Below are 20,789 nucleotides of genomic sequence, written 5' to 3'. Positions count from 1 at the left end.
GGACGTGGGCGCGGCGCTGGAGGCGCGGAGCTACCGGGCGCCGGTGGACGTGGTGTTCGAGGTGTCGACGGCCGCTCCCGGACGGGACGGAGGGCCTGTCTCCTTCATCTCAGCCGAGATCGGACAGCAGCTCGTTCAGCACCGCTTCCTCCTCCACCCGCACGCCCGCCTCCTGCAACGCGTCCGGCAGACCCGGGTCCCACGGAGCGTCGGCCCGTACCCCGGTGAGGGGCGGACCGGCGGGCAGCGCGTGCACGGCGGCGCGGTAGTCGGCCGCGGTGTAGCGCCACGGGCTCCAGGGAACCCGCCGCAGCAGTGCGGCGGCGATACGCAGACCTCCCCAGTCGAAGTCGCCGTGGTAGCGGAAGCGGCTGCCGTGCGTGTGCAGATGGCTCAGGAGAGCGAGGGCGGCGGCGGACGGCTGCCCCTGGAGGCAGACCAGAGGGGCGCACCGCGTGCCGTACGTGTCGGCGGCCGCGGCGAGCACGGCCGGGTTCTCGCAGATCCGGACCGTCGGCGGCGCCGAGGGAGGCGGGCACCGGGTCAGCTGCCGCAGCGTCAGCACGGCGGGCTCGCCCGCGTCCGCGAGCCAGTCCAGGGCAGGAGTGCCCCGCAGATTCAGGGAGAGCACGGTCGAGGACAGCTCGTCACGCAGCAGCCCTACCGATGCCCACGCCTCTCGCCGCCCCTGCGCACCGCTTCCGTCGGGAACCCCGGTCAGCGCCCGGACGCCGGAGAGAGTGAGGGTGCAGAGCGGGGTCCCGTCGTCCAACGCGTGCGCACTGCCCAGGAGCCGGGAGGAGAACGCGGGGAGCGACACCGGCGGCTCCACAGGCAGGGCCCTCACGACGGTGGCCGCCCGGCCGAGCAGGTCGGCCGCAGCGGTGGGTGTACCGGCGAGACGCCGTACCAGCCCGTCGTTCCGGAGCCGTTCGGCCCAGCCCCGGAGGGCGGGGGCCTCGTCCGCCAGGGCGTCGACCGGCGCGTACGCCTGTGCCCAGGCCCGCTGCTCCTCGGCACGCACCTGGCCGAGGAGGGTGACCGGCCCGGTGAGCGCCACCACGGCCGCGGCCAGTCCCGCCGGGCTGATGCCGGAGCGGCGCAGCAGGTCGTCCACCGCGTCGAGGCGCACGGACAAGGACCGCCCGCCGCCCGGAGCGCGCCCCAGCAGCCTTTCCGCCGCCATCCGTTGGTCCGCCGTGGGCGAGCTCAGCGATACCGGGCCGGTGAGCGGCTGTCCGCGCTCCAGGCGCCGGCGCGCGCGGTCGACCAGCCAGGCAAGTCCGGGTGCGCCGAGGAGTCTGCGCAGCCGTACGTCGTCGACCGTCACCGCCGTCGCGGGTGTCAGTTCCACAGCGGCCCCGACGCGTCGGCCGCCTCGGCCCGGGGTGCGGGAACCGTGTGCCCGGGGCCCACCGGGTCCGGACCGCGCCGCCTTCGCGTGCCGTCCCACTCCCACCGGGTGACGAGCACCGCCGCGACCTCGTCGATCCGCGACAGCTGGGCGATGGCGATACCGGGCACCTGCGGGTAACAGGCCCACTCGCGCTCACTCGTCATCACGACGTCGAGGTCGAAGGCGTGGAGCAGGCCCAGACACTTGGCGCGGGAGTCGTCGTCCACCCCGGCGAACGCCTCGTCGAGGGTGACCAGGCGCGGTGCGTACGGGCTGCCCGCACTCGCGTAGTGGGAGGACGCGGCGGCGAACAGCGGCACCGACACGGCCAGCACCCGCTCGCCGCCGGAGGCGGGTCCCGTGGCCGGGATCCAGCGGCCCTGCTGGTGCCGCTCGACCCCGAACTCGTGCCAGGTCCGGTAGTCGAGTGCGGCGGTGAGGTGGTCCAGCCAGCTGCCCGAGGCGTCGTCGGTGTGCTGGCGGGCGATCTGCTCCTGCAGGAACTCGCCCACGGCCGCGCGGTCCCCGGCGGTCCAGACGTCGGCCGACCGGCGCAGCCGCTCCCTGGCCGGGGCGAGCCCGGCGGGGGCCTTGCGGGATGCCCGCCACACCAGCCTCAGCCGCATGCCGGTGGAGGTCGGCCGCTCCTCCAGTTCGACGTTCATGTCCCGTACCTGCCGCTCGGCCGCGCCGATCAGCTCCTGGAGCGTCCCCGCGACCTCCGTGACCAGATGGGTCTCCAGGATCTCCCGCTCCCGTGCGGAGAGGATGCGGGCCAGTTCACCGACCTCGACAGCCAGTGCCGCGGCCAGGTCCGGTACGGCTCGTTCGCGGCCCTGGTAGGTGATGTCGACGACCATGCCGTCCTCCACCATCCGGGCGGAGGCTCGGTGCCCGTGCCGGGACAGGGTGTCCTGGAGGGTCTTGAACTCCTCGCTGAGCCGGCGTTGCACGCGTTCCCAGGCACTGTCGGAGTCGTCGGTGGCGGCCAGTGCCGCGTCGATGGCACGGGCCAGCGCGATGGCAGGGGTGGCGGCCCATGCGCCGCCGTCCACGGCGGGCACCTCGATGTCGGGCACCGCCACCACCATCAGCCCAGTGTCGGTGAACCGCTGGAGTGCGGCAATGGCCTCCGTACGGGCCTCGGCCGCCTCCCGGAGCCCTTCGTGCAACTGCTCGATGCGGCCTTCGGCCTTGCCCGCTGCCCGGTCGGCCTCGGCATGGCGCCGGTGGGCATCCCGCTGCTCGTTCTCGCACGTGCGTGACGCCTCCGCGGTCTGCGCCAGCAGGCGCTGGAGTTCGTCGACGGCGGCGCCGACCGTGGAACGCAAGGTGCTGAAGCGTTCGTCGGCCGCTGCCGCCTCGCTCTCCGCCTCCTTCGCGCGCTCCATGAGCTCTGCGGCACGCTCGGCGGCCTGCCCGGCCTCCGTACGCTCGTCCGCGACCTGGCCGCCTGCCTCACCGCGTTCACGCAAGGCGGGCCAGAGGGCGGCCAGCACCTCGGCGAGGGCGCCGAGTGCGTCGCGCACCGCCGTCAGCCCTTCCTCGTCGGCCGGCATCCTCAGGTCCTCGGCGGTCCGGGCGAGATCCGCGACGGCCGACTCGCTCCGTTCAGCCGCCTCCAGGAGGTCGGCGGCCCGCTCCTCGCGCCGTTCGCCGGTCCGGCGCAGGGAATCCGCGGCGGCTGCCACCCGCGCGTGTGCGCGGGTGAGGGCGGTCTCGTCGGGCACGTCCGCCACCTCCGCGTCCAGCACACCGCGACGGGCGGCCACCGTTGCGGCCAGTTCCGCGAGGGTCTCCAGTTCGCCCCGCAGAACGTCGAGTTCGCCGCGGATGACGTCCATGCGGGACCGCCGGGCAGCCTCCCGCGCGCCCTCACCGATGTACTCGGCGGTGGCTTTGGCCCACCGGCCGGTCAGCGCGCCGACCCGGAAGCGCCCGTCGACCGAGGCCCAGCTTCCGGCTTCACCCTCCGGCCCGGCACCACCCTGCTCACCGGCCACCGCACCGGCTTCCCGCCCGGCACCGATCGCGGCGAGCAGCCGGTCCACGGTCTCTTCGCCCACGGCCGCGGCCCCGGCGTCCCCGTGGTCCACGGCCGGGCGCAGCAGGTGAGCGAGCGACGCGCCCCGTACCGGAGCCCCGGCCGGAGCGAGCAGCACCTCGTGGCTGTCCGCGGTGAGGACCGCGCCGCTGGGCAGCACCCAGGCGTCCAGCATCCCGGACGCCTCCAAGGCAGCCTCAAGACCGGCGCGTTCCTCCTCGGACAGCCCGTCCTCGAAGTCCACCAGCCGCCACAGGGGGGCACCCGTCAGCCGCTCGCGCAGACCGGGGGCGCGAGTGCGCGGCGGCTGCGGTGGACGTCGCCCGCCGGTCTCCAGCGCGGTCAGTTCCTGACGCAGCCCGTCGGCCTGCCCGGTGAGTTCGGCCCGGCCCCGGCCGGCGGCGGCAGCCTGCTCGGCCAGCCGCGCGGATGCGGCGCTGTGGGCGCGCGCGGCCTCGGCCCGCGCCGGGTACGGGCCATGGAGACGGGCCACCCATTCCTGGAGTTCGTCCAGCAGCCCGAGCTCATCCGCGTAAGCGAGTTCGCTCCAGTCACGGGCGCGGGTGCGGACTTCGTCCAGCAGCGCCCGTCCGGCGCGCACCGCGTCGTCCTCGGCCAGGCCGAGCTCCGCCGCGGCCGCCGAGCGGTCGGCGTCGGCTTCGTCCAGTCGGACGGCCCGCGTGCGCCGTTCCTCCGAGGCGCGGGCGGCAATCCGGGCGAGGCTCGTCACATGGGTGTGCGCACGCCGTCCCCGCTCCACGGACTCCTCGACGGCGCCGCGCAGTTCACTCGGGGCAAGTCCGTCGTCCGGCAGGTCGTCCCCCGGCAGGACGACCCGGGCGGCGGCCGCGGCCTCGCCCGCCTGCCGATAGGTGGCCTGGGCGTGCCGGTCAGCCGCCCGCAGCCGGTTCTCGGCGGCACCGAGCCGCTCCACGCCCTTGTGGTGCAGCCGCACCGCCTGGTCCCGGTCGCTCCGCGCGCGCTCTGCCGCACGCGCCGTGCGCTCCACCTCGTGATGTGCCTGCTCAAGGTTTCTGGCGCTGCGCATCTCGGGGCTTTCCCGCAGGGCCGCGTCCTGGGCACGGAGCCGGTTCTGCTGCTCCTCCAGCATCGCGGTGAGCTCGGCTGCCGCCTGTCGCTCCTCCTCGGCCCCGGCCTGCTGTGCCTGTGCCTCGGCGAGGTCCCGTTGGCGTTGCTCGTAGCGGGAGTGCTCGGCGCGTGGCAGCCGGGCGCGGCGACGGGTGGCGACGCGTGCGTAGCGCCGGTAGTGATCCAGGAAGCCGGCGGCGGCGCGTTCTGCGGCGGAGGCGGCCGCCAGTTCGGTCTTCTCCTCGTCGAGTGAGCGGAACGCCTCGGCCACATCGGCGATCACGGCCTGGTCCACCGGTGGCAGAGCCTCGGTGAGTGCGCGGGAGAGGGCTGCCTCGTTGGGGCGCTTGGACAGCTGAGGCTGGCGCAGCTGGATCAGCAGGTCGACCAGGGCGCCGTACCGCTGCTCGCCGAGCCCGAAGAGGGCCTCGTCCACGGCTCGGCGGTAGGCCCTGGCCTGGTCGTACACCATGCCGTGGCCGGCGAGGGCTTCGGCGAGACGGTCCCTGGTCAGGGCCGTGCCGGTGGCGTCGACCAGGCTGAGGAAGCCTTCCACGGGTGCACCGGGTCCGTGCTGGACGCGCCGGTCGGTGACCGCGTACCAGTGCCGGGCGATCCCGCGCCCGCTCACCGCCTTCAGTCCGCACAGCAGCGTGCGGAAGTGGCTCTCCCCGGTGCCCGCGTCGAGCCTGCCGAACTCGATCCAGGTGTAGCCGAGGCGCTCGGTGTGCGGGTGCTCACCGCCGAGGAGGAGGTTCCATTCCATCCGCTTGCCGGGGTCACCGTCCGGCTCGACCCGTCGCGGGCTCAGGTCGCCGTCGAGCAGGAAGGGCAGGGTGAGCGCGAGCACCTTGGACTTGCCGGTGCCGTTGTTGCCTCGCAGCAGCAGTCGTCCGTCACGGAAGTGGAATTCCTCCACGTCGTAGTGGAAGAGGTCGACGAGCCCGATCCGCAGGGGCTGCCAGCGGGTGCGGAGGGGCTCGGGAAGCGGGTTGGTCACGCCTGACCGGCCTTTCGCTGTGCCGGCTTGCGCGCGCTGCCGGGTGTGCCTGGTTCGAGTACGACGGGTTCGCCGACCGCGTAACGGGCCAGCGCGGGGCGGGGCTCGGCCCCGTCTGCGGTCCTGGAGACCAGGCCGAGCGCGGCGAGCCTGGCGACGGCCTGCTCGACGAGCTCGGCCTCCATGCCCGGCTCCCGCGCGGCCTTGGACCAGAACGTGCCGTGCACGAGGGCGAGTTCCCGTAGCCGCTGGGTGAGCTGGTGGGTGGTGACGGGCCTGCCCGCCCCCGCCAGGTACTCGGCGAGCAGCAGGGTGACGTGGCCGTGGGTGCCCTGCTCGGGCATCCGTACGTCGGTGAGGTCGTCCTCGGGGTCGACCATGGCGATGCCTTCGGCCCGGATCTCGGGCACCAGACCCGTCAGCTCGGCCACCCGGGCCGTGAGGAACCCCCGCTGCCTGGTGAGATAGCTGAGTTCGGCGTCGCTCAGCTCGTCGTAGTAGAGCACCGGGTCGTCCAGAAGTCTGCGAGTGAGTGAGTGCCGCATCGCGCGGAAGCGGAGCTCCTCGCTGTCGAGGGCGGTTTCGGCGACGAGCTGCGCCAACCGGTCGGCGGTGGCCTCGGCCTGCACGGTGGAGGGCCCACGACGTGTCGCGAGCAGCCCCGCCAGTACCCGGCGTTCGACGTCGTAGAGCACGTCGCCCGCCCCGCTCACGTACGCGTCCTCATCTCCGGCGACCCGGCGCAGCACGCCGAGACCGAGCAGGAGCCGCACGACGGCCGCGAGGTCGAGGCGTTCGTCCCGGCGGTCGAGGGTGAAGTGGATGCCCGACGCGACAAGGCCGGGATCGGTGGCATCGAGGACGACCTGGTCGGCGAGACGGCCGAGAGCGATCTGGGACTCGCCGCGCTCCAGGGCTGCCAGGGCCAGACAGAGCAGGACGTAGCGGCGACGGGTGAAGGGGGCGGCGGCGCGGGTCACCTCGCGTGCGGGGTGTGTGGAGTCGTGGAGCACGCCGGGGATCTTGCGCAGCCGGGCGGTCTCGGCGTCCGCCTGGAGCGGCCAGCCGGTGTTGCGGTCGAACCACTCGCGGAGTTCGGAGGCGTGCCGTCGCACGAGCCGGAACTCATCCGCGTGCTTGCCGTGGGAGAGGAGGAGTGGCTGTTTCAGCAGGGCGCGGGCGGCCTTGCGGAGATCGGCGGCGTGCTGCCCGTCGAGCACTTCGGCCAGTGGCGTGGTCATCGTCCGCTTCCTCCGTACATCGGCCCGTCGCCGTCGGTCAGGTCGACGATCTCGATGAGGTGATCGGGCCCGTGGAACGTTCCCGACGGCGTACTGATCTCCGCCGCCGGTCCATCGGCCAGAGCACTGAGCCTGATCTCCATGGAACCGTCGTTGCTGGTGGCCACGGTGTGCCGCATACCGGGCCGCCAGGTGGCCAGTGCGTCACCGAGCAGTTGGAGGAAGAGCCCGAAGGACACCGGGTCGAGCTCGCCGAGTTCGGACAGCCTGACCGCTCCGTCGGTGACGAGCCGGTCTCGGGCAGCGGCGGTCTCGGCCACCTGTTTGGCCGCCACCTCGGCGAGGTGGCGTCGCCGCTCCTGGCGGTCCTCGACCTTGCGGGGCTTGCCCCGCCGCTCGTAACTTCCGGTGCGGCGCAGTTGGGGGCTGATCCGCAGCGGCTCCGCGGCGGCCCAGGGAGTGGCGGCGGGCACCGGCGCGGCCAGGCGGGCCGCCAGAGTGTCCGCGTCGGCCGTGAGGTGCCGGGCGGGGTGGAGCCCGAAGGCCGCCCGCCACAGCTGGTGCCGCGACGCGTCGTCGGGGGCCTCGGCGAACCAGCGGGCGAGTGTGCGGAAGTCGGCGGAACGGTCGGACCGGCCGGCCCGGCGTTCCCCCAGCACACGGACGACGGCCAGCATCTGCGGAATCGCTCCCAGCGCACGGCCACGCAGCAGTCTGGCCTGCGACTCGCGGCCGTCCCGGCTGAGGAACCACGCCGCGAGCCCGTCCCAGCGGCCGGCCCAGTGGGCGTAGGCCCGCTGCGCGGCGGGCTCCGCGTCCTCGGGCGCGGCGTCGGCCGCCTCCCGCCCGGCGGCGGCCCTGAGCAGGACCTCGATCCGGCCCGAATCCTCCAGCTCCACGATGAGCTGGGCGATGCGCCCGCCCAGGGTGATCAGGTCCTGGATGAAGCGCTCCAGGTACTGGATGAGGCGGTCCTTGTAGGCGAGGAAGACCGCTTCCTCCACTTCGTGCAGGTCGATGGTGCGCTGCAACGAACCCATGAACGCGCGCGCGTTGTCGGCGAGAGCGGCGAACCGGCTCACGAGCGCGTCGAACGCGAGGTACGTCTTGCCGGGATCCGGCTGCTCGTCGGCGGTGAGTACGAGGAGGGCTCGCAACTGCGTGACGATGTCGTGCAGGGCGATGGCCTGGAGGGCGCCTCGCCGCCCGAGTGCCTCGTCATAGGCGGCAAGGGCTTCCTCGGCCGCCTCCCCGGCCCGGGTCAGCTGGTAGATGAAGCGTTTGCGGTAGAAGTCCTCGACCGCGCTGACCCGCCCGGTGTCGGGGTCGGCCCGCAGATTCCCCCACTCGACCAGCTTGTCCAGCGCCTTGACGACCCCGTCGAGCTCACCCGGTCGCACCTCCCCGGGCAGTGCGGTGTACACGTCCTCGGGACGCAGATGCACGGCGAAGTGTTCCTTGGCCATGACGAACGCCCGCATCACCTGACGGTAGAGGGCGGTGTTCTGCACGGTGAGGTGGGCGAAGGGACTGAACCCGTCCGGCCCGGAGCCTGGAGCGGTGGTGCTGGTCATCACCCGTTATTGTGCCGTGGCGGCGGCACTTCCGGACAGAAACCAGAGCGCTTGTCCGGTTAATGCCGGTATGCGGGGTGTCCGGCCTCCTCCCGGAGAATCGACTTCACGTCGGGACCCCGGGCGCTCTCACCGGCCTCGGCAAGCAACACGCCGGCCCCCCGCGCCCAGGGCCGGCGGTGCGCTTCGTCGAACCGCTGACGACCGTTGTGGCCGCACCGGCTCACCCGACGCAACGGGTCACTTCGTCACGGCCCTGTCCGTCGTCGAGCCGTTCATCAACTGAACCCGCGAACGGTGCGGCGGTGTCAGGGGCACTTCGTCTGCCCCACACTTGAATCCTCAGCGACCGCGTCCCGCTTCCCCCCACGCACGAACGAACGGACTCATGAACACCGAAACGCTTCTGGACGTGCTACTGGACGCGGCCCGTCAGGCGCCCGACCAAGTCGTCGTCCACGTCCGCGGCGACGGCAGCGAGGCGGCCGTCACCTTCCGGCAGCTCCTCGAGGAGTCCCTGCGCGTCGCGGGCGGCTTTCGCGACGCGGGGGTCGCGCCCGGTACCTGTCTGCCCCTGCTCGCGGAACGCAGCGAGGACTTCCAGCCCATGTTCTGGGGTGCGCTCGCGGCCGGTCTGGTCCCGGTGCCGCTCGCACCCGACGCCCGGCGGGTCGGTCCGGTGTGGGAGCACCTCGGCCGCCCGCCCGTTGTGGTGGATGCGGCGAGCGCGGACGTGGCCGGCGAACTGCCGCAACCGGTCGAGGTGCTACGGCTGGAGACGTTGCGGAAATGCCCCACGCCGGCCCAGCCCGCCAGGCCAGCCCCTGACGGCCTGGCGTTTCTTCAGTTCTCGTCCGGCAGCACCGGAGCCCCCAAGGGGGTGGAGCTCACCCATGCCGCCGTGGTGGCCAACCTGCGGCAGATCATCGCCGCCTCCGCTCTCTCCGAGCGGGACGTCCTGGTCAGCTGGATGCCCCACTTCCACGACATGGGCCTCATCGGTACCCATCTGGCGCCGCTGGCGGCGCACGCGAAGCAGGTGAAGATCGGTCCGCTCTCGTTCGCGAAGAGTCCGCGCCTATGGGTCGACGTGGCCGCCAGGCACCGGGCCACGGTCCTGTCGGCCGCCAACTTCGCGCTCGCGCTGGCCGTTCGGCGCATTCCCGACGAGGTGCTCTCCGAGCTCGACCTGAGCCCCGTACGGCTGGTCCTGGTGGGCGCCGAACCGATCTCCGCGACGGTGTGGCGGGCCTTCGCCGCCAAGATGCGGCCGGCCCGGCTGGACCCGCGGGCAGCGACTCCCGTGTACGGACTGGCCGAGGCCACCTTGGCCGTCACGTTCCCGCCGCTGGGCGAAGTGGCCGTTCCGGTCGCCCTGGAGCGGGCGGCGTTCAGCCGGGGCCGGGCCGTGGAGCGCGAACCGGGCGGCGACGCCCTGGAAGTGATGGACGTCGGCATACCGGTGCCCGGCTGCTCGGTCCGGATCACCGACGACGCCCGCCGGCCACTGGGTGACCGGCGGGTGGGACACATCGAGGTGAGCGGCCCGCAGGTCGCCCGCGGCTATCACCGGTTGCCGGAGACGACGGCGGGGTCCTTCACCGGCACCTGGCTGCGCACCGGGGACATGGGATTCCTGCGGGACGACCGGCTGTGTGTCAGCGGCCGCCACAAGGACGTCCTCTTCCTCAACGGCCGTACCTTCCACGCCCCTGACATGGAGGAGGTCGCGAGCGCGAGCCCCGGGCTACCGCCGGGAAACCCGGCGGTGATCGGCTCGACCGACCCGGCGACCGGCGGCGAGCGGGTGGTGGTCCTCGTCCCCTGGGCCCGGCCGCCACGCGGCGCTGCCGAGGTACTGGACGAGGTCGCACGGCGGATCCGTGCCGCGCTGCACCACGACGACGTACGCGTGCTCGCGCTGCCGCCGTCGGCCTTCCCGCGGACCACGAGCGGCAAGTTGCAGAGGCATCGGATGCGGGCTCGTTTCGAAGCGGGTTCGTACCGGCCCCTCGCGCAGTCCGGGATCCCGGACGACGCCGCGGCCCGGCCGTCGATCGCGCCGAAGGGGCCGCGTCCGGTACCCCGCCACCGCGGCGACGTGCGGCGGACGGTGCGCGACGCCTGGGCACGCGTACTGGGACTGTCCGAGGCGTCCTTCGGAGACCGGGACCGGTTCACCGATCTGGGCGGCACCTCGCTGAAGGCCATGGAGACGCTCGCCGAGCTGGAACAGGTCCTGCAGATCACCCTGGGCCCCGCCGTGATGCGCAACGACACCGTCGCCACGCTCACCGATCATCTGCTGGCCGCGACGGAGGAGAACACGGCGCCGGGGCCGCCCACCGCGAACGAACGGGCGGTACCGCACGCGGCGGGCGACGTGAGCGCGACAGCGGTCGTCGCGATGGCCTGCCGGTTCCCCGGCGCGAGCACGCCGGAGGAGTTCTGGGAACTGCTGACAGCCGGCCGTGACGCCATCACCGACGTCCCACCGGACCGCTGGGGCACCGGGCCTGCCGAGGAAGTGCCGGCCGGGCCGCTGCCCACCGTGTCCGACGGATACCGGGGGGCGTTCCTGGACGACCCGTACGCTTTCGACGCCGGGCATTTCGGCATCGGCGACGAGGAGGCCCGCACGCTGGATCCGCAGGCCCGGATCTTCCTCGAACTGGCTCACGAGGCCCTGGAACGAGCCGGTTACGCCGGACCCCGACGGCTCGGCCTGCGGGTCGGTGTCTTCGCCGCCGCCGGAGACAGCGGATACCGGCAGATACTCGCAGGCGCCTCCCCCGCCCCGGCACCGTCCGCGACGGCCCTGACGGGCAACCTGCCCAGTCTGATAGCCGCCCGGGTATCGCACTGCCTGGACCTGGACGGCCCGGCGCTCGCCGTGGACACCGCGTGTTCGTCGGGTCTGGTCGCCCTGCACCTGGCGCGGCGCAGCCTCGCGGACGGTGAGTGCGACGTCGCCGTCGTCGGCGGGGTCAACCTTCATCTCACTCCGGACGGGTACCAGGCCCTGGAGGCCGCACAGGCCCTGTCGCCCGGCGGGCGCAGCCGCGCCTTCAGTACGGCGGCCGACGGGTTCGTCCCCGGTGAGGGAGGTGCGGCCCTCGTCCTGCGACGCCTGCCGGACGCCCACCGGGACGGGGACGAGGTACTCGCCGTCGTGCGGGGCACCGCGGTCAACAACGACGGCGCGTCGCTGAGCCTGATGGCGCCCAACCCCCTGCGGCAGCGGGAGGTGATCACTCGCGCGTACGAGGTCTGCGGCGTCGACCCGGCGTCCGTGACCTATGTCGAGGCCCACGGGACGGGCACGGCCGTAGGTGATCCCATCGAGCTGCGGTCCCTGGCGCACGCCTTCCCGGCCAGTCCGGACGGCCGGCCGCGGCTGCTCGGCTCGGTGAAGACGAACATCGGGCATCTGCTGAACGCGGCTGCCCTGCCCTCACTGGTGAAGGTGGTGCTGGCGCTCGGGCACGGGCGGCTGCCGGCCTCCCTCCATCACACGCCCCCGTCGCCCGCAGTCGAGCAATCCGGATTCGCGCTGGTCACCGAGGCGGCTGCCTGGCCGTCGTCCGGTCCCCGCAGAGCCGGCGTCAATGCCTTCGGGTTCGGCGGCACGAATGCGCACGCGGTCCTGGAGCAGGCGCCGCCGGCCGCGGAGCCTGCTCCGCGCGGGGGCGACGGCCCGCGCCTGATGACGCTTTCGGCGGGCAGTAAGGCCGGTCTGGACGCCTGGGCGTTCAGTCTCCTGGAGCACGTGTCCAGCCACCCGGAACAGGACGAGGGCGATGTGTGCCTGGCCGCTTCGACCGCCCGCGACGAGGGCGCTCACCGCCTCGCCGTGGTGGCCGACGGCGACCTCCGGGAACGCCTGGCCGCGGCGACCGCTTCCGGCGGCGACCGCCTGCCGGACACAGTCACGGGGGCGGTGACGAACCGTCCGCGGACCGTCTTCCTGTTCCCCGGCCAGGGTGCGCTCCGGCCGGGCCAGGGCCGTGCGCTCCACGCGACGGCGCCGGTCTACCGCGAAACACTCGATGAGGCCTCCGCCCGGGTCGGCGCGGTGAACGGGCGGGAGTTGACCGGCTGGTGCGTCGATGCCGAAGTGGACGCGGAAGCCCAGGCCGTGACCGAAGTGGCGCAACCGCTGCTCGTGGCCCACGGGGTGGCGCTCGCCCGGCAGTTGCTGGCGTGGGGCATACGGCCGGATGCGCTGGTCGGGCACAGTGTCGGCGAACTCGCCGCCGCCTGCGTCGGCGGGACGCTGTCGTTCGCCGACGCGCTGGCGTTCGCGGCGGAACGCGGACGGCTCATGGGGACGTCGACCCCGCCGGGCGCGATGGTGGCGGTGCGGGGAGCCGACGAGGGGGACGTGGCCGCCCTGGTCGCGGCGGATCCCGGTGAACTCGCGGTCGCCGCGTACAACGGTCCCGGCAGGCTGGTGCTCTCCGGAAGCCCCGGCGCGATCGGCCGGGCGGCGGAGAAGCTCTCCGCGCGGGGGGCGGCCATACGCACGCTGGAGGTGTCGCGCGCCTTCCACTCGCCCCTGATGGAACCGATCGCCCAGGCCCTGACCGACGCGGCACGCACCGTGGAGATCACAGCTCCCGGCCTGCCGGTGATGAGCACGCTCACCGCCCAGTGGCATCCGCCCATGGACCCGGACCACCTGCGTGAACACGCTCTGCGGCCGGTGCTGTTCGGGCGGGCCGTGACCCGGCTGCTGGAGGAGGGCTACGACACGTTCGTGGAACTCGGCTCGCAGGAGAGCCTCGCAGGTCTCGTACGTGCGGCTGCCGCCCGGCACCGGAGTGCCGGTACGGCCGGCGTCGAGGGAGATGTGCTCGTACTTTCCGCCCCCTTCGTCCCGGAGCGTCCCCTCGTCCCGGAGCGTCCCCTCGTCCCGGAGCGTCCCCTCGTCCCGGAGCGTCCCCTCGTCCCGGAGCGTCCCCTCGTCCCGGAGCGTCCCCGAGCGCCCCGGGACGGTGCCGCGGGCGGGGCGCGGGAGCTACTGGCGACGGTGGCGCGCTTGTGGGCTCGCGGTGTGCGGCTGAATCGTGCGGAACTCGACGCGGGCCGTCGGCGGGTTCCTCTGCCGCCCTATCCCTACCAGCGGCGCCACTACCGGCCCGGGGCCGGGGAGCACGGGCTGCTGCGCCACGTCATCTGGCGGACCGAGCCCTTGACCACGGACCGTCGCCGCGGACCTGTACTGGTGACCGGCGCCGACCCGACTGCCGTGCACGAGCTCACGCGACGTCTCGCGGAACAGGACGTACAGACGGACGTGGCCCCCGGCACCCGTCCCGAGACGGTGCTTCTCCTGGCCGGACCGGCCGGCCACGGCACGGCCGCGGATTTCGACCGGATCCAGCGTGCGCTGGTCACGGCGTTCCAAGAGGCTCTCACCCTGTTCGATCTGACGAAGGCCCGCCGGCTGCTGGTCGTGACCGAAGACGCGCACGTCACCGGATACGGATGCGAGCGACCGGACCCGGCGCAGGCGGTGCTGGGCGGTCTGGCACTGGCCGTGCCGTCGGAGTACCCCGGAGCGGTGGCCAACTGGGTCGACCTCTGTTCACTGGACGATGCCGGGCAGCGGCTCGGGGCCGTACTCGCCGAGGCGACGGCGCCGCAGGCGGCCGGAGCCGTCGCCTGGCGGGACGGACAGCGGCTGGTGCGGACCGTCGCGGCGGAAGCGGCGGAAGCCTCGGATCTGCCCGACACCCGGGACCGGCTGCCCGCCGACGGCACCTTCCTGATCACGGGCGGCGGTGGGAGCCTCGGTTCCGCACTGGCCCGGGAACTCGCCGTCCGCGGTCGGCCGGTGCTCCGGCTCACGGGGCGTTCCCCGCAGCCGCCCGCGGGTCTGCTGGAGGAGCTCGCCGGTCTCGGCGCCGACGCCCGTTACCACCGGGCCGACCTCACCGTGCGGGACGACGTCGAGGCGCTGGTGGCCGCGCTGCCTCCGGTGGACGCCCTCTTCCATGCGGCCGGAGTGGTGCGGCCCGGGAGTCTGCGCGGGACGAAGGCGGCGGAGACTGCGGAGGCGCTGGGAGCGAAGACGCTCGGCACCGTGCTGCTGTCCGAGGCGTTGCGCCGACGGGGTCGGCACCCCAAGGTGTGCGTGGCGTTCTCTTCCGTCTCCTCGGTACTGCCCGGACTGGCCGGGGCACTCGGTTCCTATGCGGCCGCGAACTCCTTTCTGGACTCGTTCGCCGGCGCCGAGCGGCATGCGGGGCGGCCGTGGCTGTCGGTGAACTTCGGGCCGTTCGCACAGACGGGCCTGGCCGCCGCGTTCGCCGGCGATGTCCTCACTGATGAGGGGGGCCGGCCGCTGGCAACCGCTCCGGCCCTGGCGGCCCTGATGTCCGCCTGCGGCACGGACCTGGCTCAACTGGTCCTCGCCGACACGGCAGTCCCGCCGGATCGCGCGTCCAACCGGCCTGCGGAGTCGCGCGGGCCACTGCCCGCGCCACGGTCCACGACCGGACACATGTCCGCCGCGGCGGACATGGTGACCTCCGCGTCCGGCACCGCCGCGGTCCTGCGGGAACTGCTGTCGCAGTCACTGGGAGTCCCGGCCTCCGCCGTGGACGACGACGCGCCGTTCCTCTCGATGGGGCTGGACTCGCTGGGCGCGGTCGACCTCGTCAAACGGCTCGAACGCAGAGTGGGGCGGCACCTTCCCGCCACGCTCTTCTTCGAATACCGGACCGTACGCGAGCTGACAGCCCACCTGGGCACGGCCACCGGAGCCGTCGCAGCCACGGAGGGGGTGCGGCAGCCCTCTCCCGAGCCCGTGCCGGACTCCGCCCGGTCTCCCCTGACACCCGTACAACTGGCCCTGCACACCAGCAGCCGGCTGCACCCCGACGTACCGGCCCGCGGTCACCTGCGAATGACGGTCCGCGGCCCCCTGGACACCCATGTACTCGGCCTGGCGCTGGCCGAACTGGCGGAACGGCACGGCATGCTGCGCGTGCGGGTCGACGACTCGGGCACCCGGCCCGTGCAGCGCCTGGCCCCGGCCGCGCCGCTGTCGACCTGGTACGAGGTCCGCGAGTGCGGTGCGGAGCAGGTGGCCGGCCTGGAGACGGCGCTGTGCAACCAGCCCTTCGACCTGACCGCAGGACCGCCGGTGCGGGCCGTACTGCTCCGCCATGGGCCCTCCTTCGCACACTTGCTGCTGGTGGTGCACCACGCGGCGGCGGACGGGTACAGCCTGAACGTCCTGGCCGAGGACCTGTGGTCGCTGTACACCGTGCTGTGTCGGGGGGAGCATCCGGCCCCGAAGCCGGACGCGCCGAGCTTCGCGGCGTACGCCGCGCTGAGCGCACGGTCCGCCGACACCAGCGCGTCGGACGACGACCGCCGCTACTGGGCAGAGCGCCTGGCCGGGAGGGGCGAACCGCTGCGGCTGCCGTACGACGGTGATCCCGAGGCGCCCCCCTCGGGCCCCCTCCGGCAGCACTACGGCTCGCTCGACGCGACGCTCACCGCCCGCCTGGAGCGGCTGGCCGCCGCACACGAGGTGTCCCTGTTCCATCTGCTGCTCGCCGCCTACGTACGCTGCCTGGCGCGGTGGACGGGGCGCCAGGACATCGCGGTCAACGTGGCTCGTGCCCGGCGTGAGGAACGCTTCGAAGGTGTGGACCGGCTCGTCGGCCCCTTCGCCGACACCCTTCCCCTGCTGTGCGGGACAGCCCTCGACGGGACGGTCACGGAGCTGGCCGAACGGCTGCGCCGCACCTGGCTGGAGAGCGAACGGCACTCTGCGGTGAGCAGTCTGGATCTGGCCGGCCTCCTGCCCGGCGGTGGTCCGCGCACGGCGAGCCCGGCGGGCTTCAGCTTCGCCCGCTTCCCGGCCCGCCTCGGGGCCGACTGCCCGGTCGAGGTACGGGCCGACGCGGCCGGAACCGGATCGGCCGCGACTCGGTTGAGCCTGCTGTGCTGGGCGGACGGGCCCATGCTGCGCATGTCGTGGAACTTCCCGGACCCGCTCTTCGAACCGGCGACGGTGGCCCGTCTGGACCAGGAGTTCCGCAAGGAGCTGACCGCGCTGTGCACCTCCCCGGACCAGCCCGTACCTGACCCCGGCGGCCCCTCGGCGCCCACGCCGCCTCGCGAGGCGGACGCACGGCACGGCATGGTCGGCCGGCTGCTGAGGCAGTTCCGTGCCACGCCCGACGCGACCGCCGTGGAAGGCGGCGGAACGTCGCTGACCTACGCCGCACTCGACCGCGCCTCCCGTCTGCTCGCCACCCGGTTGCACGCCGACGGCGTACGCACAGGCCAGTTGGTCGGACTGCTCACCGAGCCGGGCCCGGACACCGTGATCGGTGTGGTCGGCATCCTGCGTGCCGGGGCCGGCTGGGTTCCGCTCGACGCGGCGCATCCTCCCGCCCGGCTGGCGGACCAGCTGAAGCGCGCGCATGTCTCCACCGTGGTGTGTCACGCGCCGACCCTGCACACCGCCGACGCCCTCGACGGCGTGCGGGCGGTGCGCGGTGACGGCCCTCCGGATCCGGGGGCGGACGACCTCGCCCCTGTACCCGTGTCCGACGCCGAGGCCACCGCGTACGTCATCTTCACCTCGGGTTCCACAGGGCGCCCGAAGGCGGTCCCGATCACGTACCTGGCGATGGAGAACTACCTCGACTGGGCCGTCGCCACCTTCGGCTACGGCGCCGGTGACCGCCTGGCCCAGACCGCGTCGCCGTGCTTCGACGCCTCCGTGCGCCAACTGCTCGCGCCGCTCCTGGTGGGCGCCGCCGTGGTGACCGTGCCGCGAGAGCTGTTGCGGGACCCCGAGTTGCTCCTGGCGTACGCGGAACAGACCCGGATCACTGTGTGGAGTTCCGTCCCGACGCTGTGGGAACAGTTGTTGTCGGCCGCCGAGGAGCGGGTGCGACGGGGGGCGGGACGACCGGACCTGTCGGCGCTGCGCTGGGTGCACGTGGGCGGTGAGGCATTGCCCGCCTCGCACGTGCGCCGATGGTTCGACCTCTTCGGCGCCGGACAGCGCATCGCCAATCTGTACGGTCCCACTGAAGCGACCATCAACGCCTCCTGCCACGTCATCTCGACGCGTCCGGACGATGACCTGAAGACTCTGCCGATCGGACATCCGGTCACCGGCACCGACCTGTCGGTCGTCGGAACCGACGGGGCACCCTGTCGTCCTGACGAGCCCGGTGAACTACTGATCGCGGGAGTGGGTCTGACGCCCGGCTACCTGGATGAGCCCGAGCTGACCGCTCAGGCGTTCACGGTCCTGGACGGACGCCGGTGGTACCGCAGCGGCGACCGGGTCCGGCGCCGTGGAGACGGCACTCTGGAGTTCCTCGGACGGATCGACGGCCAGGTGAAGATCCGTGGCAACCGGGTGGAGCCGGGAGAGGTCGAGGCAGTCCTCCAGACACATCCCGGCATCGCGCAAGCCTCGGTCATCGCACGCGAGGGCCGGCTGCTGGCGTACGTCACCGCCCGTCCCGGAGCCGGGCGACCGGAGTCGCGCACGGTACGCCGCCACTTGACGGGCCTCCTTCCGCCCTACATGGTCCCGGCGCGGATCACCGTGATGGATGAGCTGCCGCTCACCGGGACAGGCAAGGTCGATCGCCGTGCGCTCGCCGATCTCCCCGCACGGGAGGAGAGTGCCGGTGATCCGCCCGAGGACTCAGCCTTCACGCCGACGGAGCAGCAACTGGCTGCTATCTGGCAGGAGTTGCTGGGGATCGAAGCCGTCCGCCGGGAGGACGACTTCTTCGGTCTGGGCGGAGACTCGATGCTCGTCCTCCAGGTGTTCGCGCGGCTCGGCGAGGTCAGGGCACCACTGCCCCGGCCGACCGTGATCTACGAACACCGCACCTTGGCCGAGCTCGCCGCGGTCGTGGACACGACCGTCACGGGACGGCACGTCGGCACCGCCGCAGCCGGAGCCCCCGAGGCTGCCGCGACGACGGCGCACCATCCGGCCCCCTTCCCCGTCACGCCGGCCCAGCGCGGCTTCCTGCTGGCGGAGGCCATCTCGCCCGGCACAAGCGGTTCCTGGCCGGCGCGGCTGCGGCTGTCCGGCCGGCTGGACCCCGAGGTGTTCCAGGCTGCGGTGGACCTGCTCGTGGAACGCCACGGCATGCTGCGTACCGTCTTCCCCTCCGGTACCCGGCCACCCGTTCAGCAGGAACTTCCACCCTCGCTGCGGCTGCCGGTCGTATTCGAGACGCTCACCGACCGCGCCGAGGTCGCCGAACGTGCGGCGGCCGAGGCGCAGCGGCGCTTCGAGCCGTGGGCCTGGCCGCTGCTGCGGCTTCGAGTCCTCAGTCTCGGGGAGCATGAGCACGTGCTCCTGGTGCACGCACACCACCTCATCGGCGACGGGTACAGCGCCGCGCTTCTCGTGCAGGAGCTGACCGCGGTCTACGACCAGCTGGCCGCGGGCCGCACCGCGGACCTGCCCGCACTCCGCGCCACCTTCCGCGACCACGCCCTGCTGCCGGCCGAGGAGCAGCCCGGCACCGCGCCGGGCACTGTGGAGCGCCGGGACCGGATGGACTACCCGTACCGGCGTCCAGCGCTCCGCGGCACCGAGGCAGACAGTGGCACGGGGCGTGCGTCCGCGCCCTTCCGTTCATCGGGGTTCGTGCTCGGCGCGGACCGGACGGCCGCGCTGCGGGCGCTCGCGGCGCAGGCGGGCGCGACACTGTACGCGCCGCTGCTCACCGCCTATTACCTGCAGTTGGCGCAGATGACCGGCCGTTCGGATCTGATCGTCGGCCTGGCGGTGAGCGGCCGTGACCGCCCGCTGCCCGACGTGCACCGGATCTTCGGCCCGTTCGCCACCGCCGTTCCCGTACGGCCTGCGGCCGGGCAGGACGACAAGCGCGTGGCAGTGGACTTCGGTGAAGCCCTGCGCCGGATCGTGGCCGAGGCCGAGGAGGCGCGCAGGCACGAGGACATCGTGCCCCGCGATGTCGACGGTCTTCCGCTGACGTCGCAGTTCTTCTTCACCTTCCTCGATTTCTCCGTGCCGGCCACCTCGCACGAGCAGTCGCTGACCGTGTCGTGGGACGACGGCGACAGCGCGTTCGCGCCGCCGTCGTCGGCAACGGAGATCTTCCTCGCCGTGCGGCCGGAGGGCGCCGGGCTGCGGGTGACGGTACGAGGATCCACCGCGGCCTTCTCCTCGGCCGAACTGGAGGACTTCGCGCGGGCGCTTCAGGAACGGCTCGCCGAAGCCGTGGGCCGGCGTGGCGCGAACCGCCCGCCGGATATCCGCCCGTCGGGTCCGAGGAAGACGATGGACGCCGCGCTGGTCGGCTATCTGCCGGCCCCCGGCCATCTGGCACGACTGGCGGGGCTGCCCGAGGACTCGCTGCGGCGGGAAGACCTGCGCGAGCTGCTCTTCCCCGACGGCGCGCCGCGCCTGCTGGAGACGGTCAAGTCCCCGCTGGGGAGGTCGGGTTTCGTCTGCGTGCCCCTCTTCGCCGACGAACTGGACCGGGATGCCGGGCTCGTCGCACACTCCGCCCGTGCGGTGTCGCTCGCCTCTTCACTCGGAGCCCGGTGTGTCTCACTGGCCGGGATGATTCCGTCCCTGACCGGTTACGGCTTCGATGTGCTGCGCCACGCGGACGGACCGGCGGCCGTGACGACCGGGCACGCGGCGACCGTCGTCTCGGTGATCCGGACGGTGCACGCGGCACTCGAAGCCACGGGGAAGGATCTCGCGGACCTGGATGTGGCGTTCGCCGGGCTGGGCTCGATCGGCGCCTCTTCACTGGAGCTGCTGCTCTCCCGGGCCAACCGGCCCCCACGGCGGCTGGTGCTGTGCGACGTACCCGGCAGCGGACCCCGGCTGCGGCGGTTGGCGCGACGGCTGCGGGAGCGTGGCCGGGCGGGCGAGGTGGAGGTGGCGGAGTCCCGTCCCGCACTGCCCGACGCGGTGTACGAGGCCGGTCTGCTGGTGACCGCGGTGAGCGGCTCCGGCGCGGTACTGGACGTGGACCGGCTGGCGCCCGGCACCGTGGTGGTCGACGACTCCTTTCCGCATTGCTTCGACACCAGCCGGGCACTGACGCGGATGCGGGAACGCGGAGACGTCCTCGTGCTGGGCGGTGGTCTCCTGCACCTCGGCGAACTGAGCCGTGAAGCCGCCGAAGGGCTGCCCGCACCGGCTGCGGCCGGCTATCTGGCCCAGCCGTGGATCGAGGGAACCCTCGCCTCCTGCCGGGTGGAATCCCTTCTGCACGCGGCGGACCCCGAACTGCCCCTGGTGAACGGCTTGGTGGACGGGGCAGCGGCCCTCGCCTACTGGGAGGCCGTGGAACACGCCGGGGTGACGGCGGGTCCGCTGCACTTGTTGGGCCATACGGTCGGGCCGTATCCCCTGGCCGGGGTGCCAGGCTCGTAGCCTGGCACCCCGGCCAAA

5 protein-coding genes are annotated in these 20,789 nt (G+C 73.2%); 1 reads left to right on the top strand and 4 read right to left on the bottom strand.

Annotation, left to right across the window (positions count from 1 at the left end):
- Positions 1 to 109: 109 nt before the first annotated feature.
- The 4 genes from AB0I52_RS29575 to AB0I52_RS29560 are packed head-to-tail and all read right to left on the bottom strand — an operon-like array spanning position 110 to position 8,344.
- Complete coding sequence (locus AB0I52_RS29575; RefSeq protein ID WP_363077764.1) at positions 110 to 1,354, bottom strand: TIGR02679 family protein; 1,245 nt, start codon at positions 1,352 to 1,354, stop codon at positions 110 to 112.
- Positions 1,345 to 5,529 (bottom strand): TIGR02680 family protein, encoded by a 4,185-nt coding sequence (locus AB0I52_RS29570; RefSeq protein WP_363077762.1) that lies wholly within the window; start codon positions 5,527 to 5,529, stop codon positions 1,345 to 1,347. Before AB0I52_RS29570 ends, AB0I52_RS29575 begins: the two co-directional genes overlap by 10 nt.
- Complete coding sequence (locus AB0I52_RS29565) at positions 5,526 to 6,770, bottom strand: TIGR02678 family protein (RefSeq protein ID WP_363077760.1); 1,245 nt, start codon at positions 6,768 to 6,770, stop codon at positions 5,526 to 5,528. Before AB0I52_RS29565 ends, AB0I52_RS29570 begins: the two co-directional genes overlap by 4 nt.
- A complete protein-coding gene (locus AB0I52_RS29560; RefSeq protein WP_363077758.1) occupies positions 6,767 to 8,344 on the bottom strand; it encodes a TIGR02677 family protein in 1,578 nt (525 codons plus the stop codon). Before AB0I52_RS29560 ends, AB0I52_RS29565 begins: the two co-directional genes overlap by 4 nt.
- 388 nt (positions 8,345 to 8,732) lie before the next feature.
- Here AB0I52_RS29560 and AB0I52_RS29555 point away from each other — a divergent pair, with 388 nt between their 5' ends.
- On the top strand, positions 8,733 to 20,771 hold the full coding sequence (locus AB0I52_RS29555; protein WP_363077756.1) for an amino acid adenylation domain-containing protein: 12,039 nt from the start codon (positions 8,733 to 8,735) through the stop codon (positions 20,769 to 20,771).
- The last annotated feature ends 18 nt before the right edge of the window (positions 20,772 to 20,789 follow it).

The sequence above is a fragment of the Streptomyces sp. NPDC050423 genome (genome assembly GCF_040655445.1).
Lineage (GTDB): Bacteria > Actinomycetota > Actinomycetes > Streptomycetales > Streptomycetaceae > Streptomyces.
The sequence above is the reverse complement of the archived record's forward strand: the minus strand, read 5'-3'. Positions and strand labels throughout refer to the sequence as shown.